At 59.7% G+C, this 10,489-nt stretch carries 8 protein-coding genes and 1 pseudogene; 4 read left to right on the top strand and 5 right to left on the bottom strand.

The genetic code is table 11. The features are described 5' to 3' along the window. Positions 1–239 precede the first annotated feature (239 nt). On the top strand, positions 240–1,550 hold the full coding sequence (locus AB4136_RS31230) for a site-specific integrase (protein WP_137902031.1): 1,311 nt from the start codon (positions 240–242) through the stop codon (positions 1,548–1,550). A gap of 86 nt (positions 1,551–1,636) precedes the next feature. On the opposite strand, the gene AB4136_RS31225 is transcribed toward AB4136_RS31230, so the two are convergent. After that, positions 1,637–2,683 (bottom strand): Fic family protein, encoded by a 1,047-nt coding sequence (locus AB4136_RS31225; RefSeq protein ID WP_137902032.1) that lies wholly within the window; start codon positions 2,681–2,683, stop codon positions 1,637–1,639. A gap of 897 nt (positions 2,684–3,580) precedes the next feature. Here AB4136_RS31225 and repA point away from each other — a divergent pair. From repA to repC, 3 genes are all read left to right on the top strand, one after another. Beyond that, a complete protein-coding gene (repA, locus tag AB4136_RS31220) occupies positions 3,581–4,774 on the top strand; it encodes a plasmid partitioning protein RepA (protein WP_137902033.1) in 1,194 nt (397 codons plus the stop codon). Beyond that, entirely contained in the window at positions 4,774–5,781 is a 1,008-nt protein-coding gene (repB, locus tag AB4136_RS31215; RefSeq protein ID WP_137902034.1) for a plasmid partitioning protein RepB, read from the top strand. The genes repA and repB overlap by 1 nt, the downstream gene beginning before the upstream one ends. Before the next feature lie 160 nt (positions 5,782–5,941). After that, entirely contained in the window at positions 5,942–7,147 is a 1,206-nt protein-coding gene (repC, locus tag AB4136_RS31210) for a plasmid replication protein RepC (protein WP_137902035.1), read from the top strand. 58 nt (positions 7,148–7,205) lie between these two features. On the opposite strand, the gene AB4136_RS31205 is transcribed toward repC, so the two are convergent. The 4 genes and pseudogenes from AB4136_RS31205 to AB4136_RS31190 all read right to left on the bottom strand — a co-directional run bounded on the left by AB4136_RS31205 (position 7,206) and on the right by AB4136_RS31190 (position 10,414). Continuing rightward, positions 7,206–7,406: a hypothetical protein gene (locus tag AB4136_RS31205; protein ID WP_137902036.1), complete on the bottom strand. Its 201-nt coding sequence runs from the start codon at positions 7,404–7,406 to the stop codon at positions 7,206–7,208. A 617-nt stretch (positions 7,407–8,023) separates the two neighbouring features. After that, positions 8,024–8,818, bottom strand: a complete 795-nt coding sequence (gene istB, locus AB4136_RS31200; RefSeq protein ID WP_137902037.1) for an IS21-like element helper ATPase IstB — start codon at positions 8,816–8,818, stop codon at positions 8,024–8,026. Further along, positions 8,808–10,175: pseudogene (istA, locus tag AB4136_RS31195) on the bottom strand (IS21 family transposase); the annotation flags it as partial. The pseudogene istA and the gene istB, both read right to left, overlap by 11 nt. Then, positions 10,142–10,414, bottom strand: a complete 273-nt coding sequence (locus tag AB4136_RS31190) for a hypothetical protein (protein ID WP_441932148.1) — start codon at positions 10,412–10,414, stop codon at positions 10,142–10,144. The pseudogene istA and the gene AB4136_RS31190, both read right to left, overlap by 34 nt. Between the last annotated feature and the right edge of the window lie 75 nt (positions 10,415–10,489).

Below are 10,489 nucleotides of genomic sequence, written 5' to 3'. Positions count from 1 at the left end.
ATGTTGCGATGATCGCCAACGTGATCTCACTATATCCGAATCGGATTGTAGCGTAGTCTCACGAAAAGTGAATCAGTCTCGCAAATCTGAATCGTCTAAGCTATTGAAAAGGGCCGCATGTGTGCAGCACAAAAAACGGTCAACCCACACAAAACTCCGAAAACCGGGCCGAGCACCGCTCCGCTCGATCCCAGGAGACACCCTCTGTCGTCGATCCCGCAGCACCGGCAGCCGCGGCCATGCGCGAAACACCGGTCGTCACGGCTAAACCGGACAACGACCTGCCTGACATCGTCGACATCGTCCGGGAGATGGGCCGCGCGCCGCAAGAGCCGCCGGCGGATGAAGCGAAGGCCCTCCGCCATAGCTCCCAGCCCTTCGGGCGTTCGCCCGCACTCGGAAGGCCCACCGGACTTTCCGATACGCCCGAAGACAGGCCGGAGGCTTACCGTTCATCGCCCGAAAGTCATTCGCAGGCCGACCATCGGCTTTCCACCGGCGATGCCAGCCACGCCTCTCCCCTGGCGGTCGTCCCGGCGGCCGGGGCTCCCCTGCCCGCGCATCTGGAGACGCTGGCCGATCAGGCACGAAAATATGTCGAGGCGGCGAGCTCGGCCAACACGCGCCGCGCCTATGCGTCGGACTGGAAGCATTTTTCCAGCTGGTGCCGCCGGCAGGGTTTTGCGTTGCTGCCGCCCGATCCGCAGACGGTCGGGCTCTACATCACCGCGCTCGCCTCCGGCAGTGCGGCAGGCGCCGCCTCAGGGGACAAAAAATCGGTGGCGACGATCGAACGCCGCCTTTCCGCTCTGACCTGGAATTTTGCCCAGCGCGGCCAGCCGCTCGACCGCAAGGACCGGCACATCGCGACCGTCATGGCCGGTATCCGCAACAAACACGCTTCCCCGCCGCGGCAGAAGGAGGCGGTGCTGCCCGAAGACCTGATCGCCATGCTCGAAACGCTTCCCCGCGGGACCCTGCGCGGTTTGCGTGACCGCGCCATGCTGCTTCTCGGCTTTGCCGGCGGCCTGCGCCGCTCCGAGATCGTCGGCCTCGATGTAGGCCGCGACCAGACCGAAGACAGCAGCGGCTGGGTCGAATTTTTTCCCGGCAAGGGCCTGCTTGTCACGCTCCGAGGAAAAACCGGCTGGCGCGAGGTCGAAGTCGGCCGCGGCTCGGCCGACGCCACCTGCCCGGTGGTGGCGCTCGAAACCTGGCTGAAGTTCGCAAAGATCGGCCACGGGCCGCTGTTTCGCCGTGTCACCGGTCAGGGCAAGGCCGTTGGCGCCGACCGGCTCAACGATCAGGAGGTGGCGCGCCTGGTCAAGCGAACGGTACTTGCCGCCGGCGTGCGCGGCGATCTTTCCGAAGGCGAGCGCGAGCAAAAATTCGCCGGCCACTCGCTCAGGGCCGGCCTCGCCTCCTCCGCCGAGGTCGACGAACGCTACGTACAAAAGCAGCTCGGCCACGCCTCCGCCGAAATGACCCGAAAATACCAGCGCCGAAGAGACAGATTCCGCGTCAATCTCACAAAGGCATCCGGGCTGTAGAAAAGCCCCCTCCCCTGCCCCGATTGCAGGCTTGTTGGCGCAATTGGGAAAAGACAGTCGCAGCCGAATTAATTCAGGGGACGAAATCAGGGAAGGCCATACCAGGCACCACGGCCGGCACCATGCAATTGTAGATGGCCTTGCTCGGCAAGCGTCCTGATATGGTCCTTGACCGTGTTGCGGCTAACGCCGCTCGCTCTCACGACCTCGGCAATCGTGACCCTTCCGTGTTCCCGGGCCAGTTCGAGGATCAGGACGGACAATTCGGGAAGCGCGGCAACCATCACGCGCTCGCGCGCCATTTTCTTTTCGAGCCGCTCTTTCTGCCGTTGCATCGCATGGAGGAAGAACTCCAGCCACGGATTCCAGTCGGGTGCATCGGATCGAATCGTCTTTTGCGTCCGCCGCAAGGCCAGATAGTAGCTGTCCTTACTCTGCTCGATGACGCTTTCCAGAGAGCTGTAGGGAACATAAGCGTAGCCGGCCCTCAACAGGAGAAGCGTCGTCAGAACCCGCGACAGGCGACCATTGCCGTCCTGAAAAGGGTGAATTTCAAGAAACACGACGACGAAGATCGCGATGACCAGCAGGGGATGCAGCGCGCCATCCTCGTCCCCGGTCCATGCGACCAGTTCGGCCATCCGCTGCGGCGTGTCGAAGGGTGTCGCGGTCTCGAACACAACGCCCAGGCTCTTGCCTTCTTCGTCGAAGGCTTCGACATGATTGGCAAGGGTCTTGTAAGCACCGCGATGACGCTCATCCTTGCCGGAATGAGCCAAGAGATCCCGGTGGAGCTGCTGAATATGGTTCTCCGTCAGTGGGATTGCATCATAGGCGCCAAAGATCGTCTCCATGACATCAGCATAACCGGCAACCTCCTGCTCATCGCGCGTCGCAAACGAGCCGATCCGGATATTCGCCAGCAGCGCCTCGACCTCACGGTCGGTGAGCTTGGCGCCTTCGATGCGGGTCGAAGAACCGATGCTTTCAATGGTCGCAACACGACGCAAACTGGACAAACGTTCCGGTGCAATCCTCCCGATCGCTCGCCATGCTCCCTTGAATTCATCGATCTGCGCGATCAGCGACAGTATCTCAGGCGTAATGCGCAGCGTTGAGGCGTCCAGCGCCATTCTATTATTCCACCCATTTCCACCCGATCGTTATGGCGATCGAATCTCCGTTTGTCCATCCATTCCCACCCAATGTGTTCGTTGCAAAGCGATCATCGCCGAGCGATAGCATTGCGAATACAGGCCCCTCATCCCGAACAGGCGGCCATCGCGACTGATTCGGATTGGAAGCGATTTCAATCCGACCGTCGTTTCCGAGAGAAACTGCCGAGAACCCGTTCCCCCTTCAGCCCAGTCAAATCGATATTGTACCCCTTCGCCTGGCGTCGGAATGCGTTCGCAACGGTATCTAGTTCCGGAGTCGGTCCGGAAGCATGGTTGTGGATAACGTCGACCCACCTCGTAAAGTAGACTGATCCGGTGCTCCTTGACGGCAACGGGAGAAGGTCCCCTGCCCCATTGTAACCGTGTGGCAAGGCACCCTGCCCTCTCAGACGCTCCAAATGGCTGTTAGCACGCGACCTACGTGCTTCCCATCGACCAGACGCCGACATGTCGGCTACGCACGCATCTGAAGCGCGCCCAGGCTGCCATTGGGCCAATACTGTTCTGGGTCTCTATAGCTCGAGATCCGAAAATCAGCGGGATGGGCCAAGACCGGAACGATCCAATTTTCGTGCCGAAAAACATCACCGACTGCCCAACGACCACCCCTCAAGCGAACGCCGACGTGATCGAGCGAAGTGTTTCAGCCAGTGTCGTCATCGTAGATTTGTTAGATTCCAGGCACCTTCGATCGACTTCGCAGGCGGGAAGAGTTGTCCGCGGACAACTCGCCTTGGCGTGAGCCGATTTCTGTCATGGTTAAACGTTTGTAAATTCTTTACGAATCGGACCATACTGTAGCTGCGCAGATTGAACGAAACACCATTCATAAGCGCAGTTCGAGGATTTACCATGTTGCAGACGACGATTCGGAGCACCGGACAAGAGCATCTTCCATCGATGTTGTCCGCGGATTCGGCGGAGTTGTCACGCCAACTCCAACTGCACCAGCAGAAGATATTTCCACCGACGTCCCAGAAGACGATCCGGCATTTCACGCCAGCCGAAGCCGCATACTATATCGGGATCGGCGAGGGCTACCTGCGTCAAGTCGCTTCAGAGGGAAACGGCCCCGAGCCGCTGGCTAATGGCCGCCGAATCTATTCCCCGGCCGACATGGAAAACATTCGCCGATCGCTCGACGAGAAGAACGGTACACCGAAGTATATCCCGATCAGGCGACCCGGCGAGAAGCTGCAGGTAATCGCTGTCATGAACTTCAAGGGTGGTTCCGCGAAGACGACCACATCGGCGCATCTGGCCCAGTTTTTGGCATTGCGTGGCTATCGCGTTCTGGCAATTGACCTCGATCCGCAGGCCTCGCTCTCGGCTCTCTTCGGTCACCAGCCCGAGCTTGACGTTGGTGAAGGTGAAACCCTCTACGGCGCGATCCGTTACGATGAGCCAGTATCGATCGCTGGGATCGTTCGAGCCACCTACACGCAGAACCTCCATATCGTGCCCGGCAATCTCGAACTGATGGAATTTGAACACGAAACACCCAGAGCGATCACCTCCGGATCGGTCGAATCGATGTTCTTCGCTCGGATCGGAGAAGTGCTAGCCGACATCGAGAGCCTATATGATGTCGTAATCATCGACTGCCCACCGCAGCTCGGTTTCTTGACGATGTCTGCCCTGTGTGCGGCAACGTCTGTGCTGATCACCGTTCATCCTCAGATGCTCGACGTGATGTCGATGAGCCAGTTTCTGGCCATGACGAGCGAGATGATGGCCGTCGTCGAGAAAGCTGGCGGCCGTACCAGCTACGATTGGATGCGATATCTCGTTACCAGATATGAGCCGAACGACGGTCCTCAAAGCCAGATGACGGGCTTCATGAGAGCCATTTTCGGAAATCGTATGCTCCACAACCATATGCTGAAGTCTACCGCGATTTCCGACGCCGGCGTCACCAAACAGACGCTTTATGAGGTCGAGCGCTCTCAGTTTACACGGGGCACCTATGACAGAGCCATAGAATCGCTCAACGCTGTAAATTCCGAGATTGAAGGCCTGCTGCGTACCACGTGGAGCAGGAAATAATGGCACGCAAGAATCTTATTGGAATATCCTCTTCCGACCAAGTGCCAACTACGCCTACGGATGTTAGGCCGATTGCCGGCTTCGTTCCGCCAAAGGTTCGCAGCGCGCCAATTGGCGGCATTACTCGAACGCTAGGCAATATCACCCAGAAGGTCGAACGCGCTCAGGACATCGAGAAGCAGTTGGCTGAGGGCAAGCTGATCGTGGATCTAGATCCAGCTTTGGTCGACGCTTCTTTCATCAGCGACCGCCTCGGCATGGATCCAACAGATCTGGACGACCTCGTCGAGCAAATCCGCGAACATGGACAGCAAGTGCCAATCCTCGTTCGCCCTCATCCAACGATCGACGGCCGCTACCAGGTCGCCTATGGCCACCGCCGGTTGGTAGCTGTGAGGCAACTCGGCTTCAAGGTAAAGGCCGTTATTCGGGAGTTGTCCGACGACCAACTGGTCGTGAGCCAAGGGCAAGAAAACAACGCTCGAACCAATCTATCGTACATAGAGCGGGCATTGTTCGCGTCCCGCCTCGAGGATCGATCCTTCGAGCGAGATGTGATCATGGCTGCTCTTAACGTAGACAAGGCGGCACTGTCGAAGATGCTATCCGTAGTGCGCCAGATTCCGATCGAGTTAATAGAAGCGATCGGTGCTGCGCCACAGATCGGGCGTCGGCGCTGGATGGAACTGGCCGAAAAATTGCCGATTGCGCAAGCCGAATTGAAAAGAATTCTCGCATCGTTGTCCGCGGACAACTCAAGCGACCAGCGCTTTCAAGACGCTTTCGACGCGCTGACACCCGCGCGGCCAATCAAAGACACGCCGAAGTCCAAGTCTTGGGAACCCGAAGATGGCTCGGTCAGCGTCACCGTTAAGGCTAGCGCGAAGAAGGCGGTAGTGACCTACGAAGCCAAGGATGGTCCGAGCTTCGCAACATATATCGCACAACGACTGGACGATCTTTACGAGGCGTTCCGGAAGTCGGAAAAAACATCAACAGGAGTCTGAAACCGCAAAAGAAAAAGGCCCCCGAACGGCGAACCGCGGAAGCCTCTCTCGTATTCTCAGCAAGAGCGAGAATCGCAAATCCGCGAATCACTGTCAAGAGTCATTAGCGTCGATTCGGCGAGCAGATTTCTTTTGCCCATTGAGAGGGTGAAGGAAAGATATGGATACGCGCATTGCAACGACGCCTTTTGGGCGGCGGCCGGTGTCGCTTGCCTTATTGGCAGCACAAAACGATTCACGTGAAATCCCTGCCGGCAAGGCCGTCGACAAGTGGCGGGCTTACCGGGATATCTGCGAAGGCAAATCTGTCGTCGGTATAGGTGATCGCGCTCTCGCGGTTCTGGCGGCCTTGCTGTCGTTCTATCCGGATGACGAATTGTCGGAGGAAAACGGCCTGGTCGTGTTTCCGTCGAACCGGCAGTTGATCCTGCGGGCGCATGGAATGTCGGAGCCCACGTTGCGGCGGCACCTGGCGGCTTTGGTCGAGAACGGCCTGATCATCCGGCGGGACAGCCCCAACGGCAAACGATACGCTCGTAAGGGCAGGGGAGGGGCCTTCGAGGAAGCCTTTGGGTTCTCCCTCGCGCCGATGCTCGCCCGCGCCGATGAGTTTTCCGCGGCCGCAGAGCGAGTCCGTGCAGGCAACCGAGCCCTGAAGCTCATGCGGGAACGCATCACGCTGCACCGCAGGGACATCAGCAAGCTGATCGAGGCGGCCGTCGAGGAAGACGTTCCAGGCGACTGGGGCGGTCTCTGGAAGCGGTTCAGGGCTGTTGTCGATGCAATTCCGCGCCGTGCGGCCACCGCCGATCTGGAGCCAATTGTGGGCGATCTGGCTGCGATCCGCGAAGAGGTGGATACCCTGCTGAATTCTCACATGAATGTCGAAAATTCAAACGGCAATGACGATCGAACTGAGCGGCAGTATTCTGATTCAAATACCAACTCTCCTATTGAATTTGAACCTGCTTTGGAAAAAAGCGGGGCGACGGCCGAGCCCAGACGAGACCCGCAGGAGCCACCGAAAGGCTATCCCCTTGGATTTGTGCTGAAGGCTTGCCCGGAAATCATCGACTACGCGGTCGACGGGATCCCCAGTTGGCGAGATTTAATGGCGGTGGCCGCCCAGGTGAGGGGATATCTGGGGGTCTCACCGTCGGCCTATGAGGATGCTTGCCACGTCATGGGGCCGGAAACCGCGGCGATTGTCATCGCCTGTATTCTGCAGCGTGCCCAGCACATCAATTCGGCCGGCGGATACCTGAGGGCGCTCACCGAAAAGGCGAGGGCAGGGGAGTTTACGGTCGGCCCGATGCTGATGGCGGCGTTCAAATCGAACGGCTCAACGGCAAGGATGGCGGGATGATCAGGTTTAAAGAGCCGGTTTGCTCGTGCGATGAGGCAATGGTTTCCTTGATAGAAGGTCACCCTTGCCGTTGCCGGGCCGCGAGTTCAAATGAGATGATCTCCGCCGGCGGACGAGGGCTCGCATATTCCTCGGCCATAATGGCGCCGATGAGGAGATCGATCGCGCGGCGCGATTTCCTACTCGTTTCATCATCGCCAGACAGCTCCAGTTTGGCCTTGGCGAGGAGCTCGCGTGCGTGTGCAAAGTTCGATGCCATCGTAGTTCCTCTTGTCGGCCGCAGCTCACTCTAGATCTCGTGCCAGCGGCCTGGAAAGGACGCGTTAACCGTGACGAAGGCTTTTGCTTTAAATGGTAGCTATCATGCCACAGGGAGGTTGGAGCCCTGTTCGTCTGGAACGAAATCGGGCGCTTCGCGAGTGTTATTGACCAATCGAGAGGGTCAGACGATAATCGTGATCGTCCGGGTCTCGAAATATCGGGCGGAGCGGTTCCGCGACCATCACTCCAGGCAAGATTATCGTTCATTATACGAAGCCGGCAGGTGCGGCGCTTCGCTACCGAAATGATTGCCGAAACCGCCGCGATGCGTCATCGTGTTTGCGATGATTCTAAGCCCTGAAACTGTCCTGAGACGCCATGACCAGGCACATGCTGGCGTGCCTGTCGCCCCAATCCCTATTTGGCTGCGCCGAGCCGTTTCGTCATCGGACGGCGCAGCGGAGGCGATGGAGGACTTGTCATTGACGACGGGGGCCGCATTGGCGGTGCTCGATGCAGTTATCCGTCGGCAAGAACCCTGGGTGTTGATTTCCGCTGAGAGCTGACCCGGGATTTTCGCCGAGAAGTGACCCGCCTTCATGTATGGTTTGGGTCTCAGGTCTTGGTCAAGGTGGGTGCTTTCTCCTTCTTTGTTGGTGTTGTCTGGGCAGAGCTGTTCTTGAAGCGGAAGCTGTCGTTTCCGGTCTCCAGGATATGGCAGTGATGGGTGAGCCGATCGAGGAGTGCGGTTGTCATCTTGGCATCGCCGAAGACGGTGGCCCATTCGCTGAAGCTGAGGTTGGTGGTGATGACGACGCTGGTGCGCTCGTAGAGCGTGCTCAGCAGATGGAACAGCAGCGCCCCGCCTGACGCGCTGAAGGGCAGGTATCCGAGTTCGTCCAGGATGACGAGATCGGAATGAGCGAGCCGGTTGGCGATCTGGCCGGCCTTGCCCTGGGCCTTCTCCTGCTCGAGCGTGTTGACGAGCTCGACGGTGGAGAAGAAGCGGACACGCTTGCGATGATGCTCAACCGCCTGCACGCCGAGGGCGGTGGCGATATGGGTCTTTCCGGTGCCCGGGCCGCCGACAAGCACGACATTGTTGGCCTGGTCCATGAACTCGCATCGATGGAGCTGGCGCACGAGGGCCTCGTTGATCTCGCTGCTGGCAAAGTCGAAGCCGGCCAGGTCGCGATAGACCGGGAAGCGGGCTGCCTTGAGCTGATAGGCTACGGACCTGACCTCCCGTTCCGCCATCTCGGCCTTCAACAGTTGCGACAGGATGGGTATGGCGGCCTCGAAGGCGGGAGAAGCCTGTTCGGTGAGTTCGGCGACGGCCTGTGCCATGCCGTGCATCTTGAGGCTTCTGAGCATGATGACGAGGGCGGCACTTGCGGGATCATGACGCATGGCGCACCTCCCGGGTCTGGCGCAGCGCGTCGTAGCGCTCGACATTGGCCTGTGGCTCCTTGGCCAGGCTCAGCGCCTGCGGCGCATCCACGATCGGCGTCTCGATCGGCTTGCCGTCTACCAGCCTGTGCAGGAGATTGAGGATGTGGACCTTGGTCGGAACGCCGCCCTGCAGCGCCATCTCCACGGCCGTCAGCACGACCTGCTCGTCATGTTGCAGGACGAGCGACAGGATCTCGACCGTCTCGCGGTCGCCGCCGGGCTTCCTGAGCAGATGCTGCTGCAGCCGTTTGAAGGCTTCGGGCAACTCGGTGAAGGGAGCGCCGTTGCGCAAGGCTCCGGGCTTGCGCTGGATGACCGCCAGATAGTGACGCCAGTCGTAGACGGTGCGACCGGGGCCGTCATGCGACCGCTCGATGATGCGGCGGTGCTCGCATACGATCCGCCCCTCCGCGGCAACCACGATCCGTTCCGGATAGACCCTGAGGCTGACTGGCCGATTGGCGAAGGACGCCGGCACGCTGTAGCGGTTGCGCTCCAGATGGATCAAGCAGGTCGGAGAGACCCGCTTGGTGTATTCGACGAAGCCGTCGAAGGCTCGGGGCATGGGCATCAGGAACCGCGCTTCCTCGACCCGGATGTCTTTAATCGATCCCGGCCTGAGGCCATGGGGAATCTGTTGCCACAGCTCCCGGCAGCGCTGCTCCAGCCAGTCGTTCAGGGCCTCCAGCGATGGAAAGCGCGGCATCGGCTGCCATAACCGGTGGCGCGCATCCTGGACGTTCTTCTCGACCTGTCCCTTCTCCCAGCCCGAAGCCGGATTGCAGAACTCGGTCTCGAACAGATAATGGCTGGCCATGGCCGAGAAGCGGGCATTGACCTGACGCTCCTTGCCGCGCCCGATCCTGTCGACCGCAGTGCGCATGTTGTCGTAGATTCCGCGCCGGGGAACGCCGCCCAGAACCCGGAAGGCGTGGTTGTGGGCATCGAACAGCATCTCGTGCGTCTGCAGCGGATAGGCCCGCACGATGAAGGCACGGCTGTAGCTAAGCTTGAAGTGCGCCACCTGAAGTTTGGTGCGCTCGCCGCCGATGACCGCCCAGTCTTCCGACCAGTCGAACTGGAACGCCTCACCGGGCTCGAACGCCAACGGCACGAAGGTGCCGCGCCCGCTCGTTTGCATCTGACGCTGGCGCTCTTCCTTCCAGGCCCGCGCAAAGGCGGCGACACGACCATATGAGCCCTCATAGCCAAGGCTCATCAGGTCGGCATGCAACTGCTTGATCGTGCGCTTCTGCTTACGCGGCCTGTTCGCCTCCGTCCTCAGCCAGGCCGACAGCCGCTCTGCATAGGCATCACGGTTGGTCCCTCACCGTTGCGAAGCAGTCCCACCACCCCGGTTTTACCCACCCCGGTCGTCACCTCATAGCCGGCCTGTTTCAATCTTTCGGCGGCTATCCCCGCCGTTCGCGTCTCCTGCATCGACAGTTCGGGATGGGCGTGAATGTCCTTATAGAGCGCTTCCAGATCTGGCAGCAGTTTGCCGAGGTCCCGCAGTACCGCAGGTCCGTCCTTGGCAGGGGTGTGTGCAGCCATGACTAACTCTCCTGTCGCTGCTTTGAAGGCGGTTTCGCTCACTGGGTGATCGAGCCGCAAACAACTTATCGGCCT

This window comes from Mesorhizobium sp. 2RAF21 (genome assembly GCF_052115345.1).
Classification (GTDB): Bacteria; Pseudomonadota; Alphaproteobacteria; order Rhizobiales; family Rhizobiaceae; genus Mesorhizobium; species Mesorhizobium terrae.
Note: the sequence above shows the minus strand (reverse complement) of the source record. Positions and strands in the feature narration are given on the sequence as shown.

Coding starts and splice junctions, on each gene's coding strand:
- AB4136_RS31190 (WP_441932148.1), bottom strand. CDS start 10,414: ATGGCTGCACACACCCCTGCCAAGGACGGACCTGCGGTACTGCGGGAC.
- repB (WP_137902034.1), top strand. CDS start 4,774: ATGGCACGCAAGAATCTTATTGGAATATCCTCTTCCGACCAAGTGCCA.
- repA (WP_137902033.1), top strand. CDS start 3,581: ATGTTGCAGACGACGATTCGGAGCACCGGACAAGAGCATCTTCCATCG.
- AB4136_RS31230 (WP_137902031.1), top strand. CDS start 240: ATGCGCGAAACACCGGTCGTCACGGCTAAACCGGACAACGACCTGCCT.
- AB4136_RS31225 (WP_137902032.1), bottom strand. CDS start 2,683: ATGGCGCTGGACGCCTCAACGCTGCGCATTACGCCTGAGATACTGTCG.
- repC (WP_137902035.1), top strand. CDS start 5,942: ATGGATACGCGCATTGCAACGACGCCTTTTGGGCGGCGGCCGGTGTCG.
- istB (WP_137902037.1), bottom strand. CDS start 8,818: ATGCGTCATGATCCCGCAAGTGCCGCCCTCGTCATCATGCTCAGAAGC.
- AB4136_RS31205 (WP_137902036.1), bottom strand. CDS start 7,406: ATGGCATCGAACTTTGCACACGCACGCGAGCTCCTCGCCAAGGCCAAA.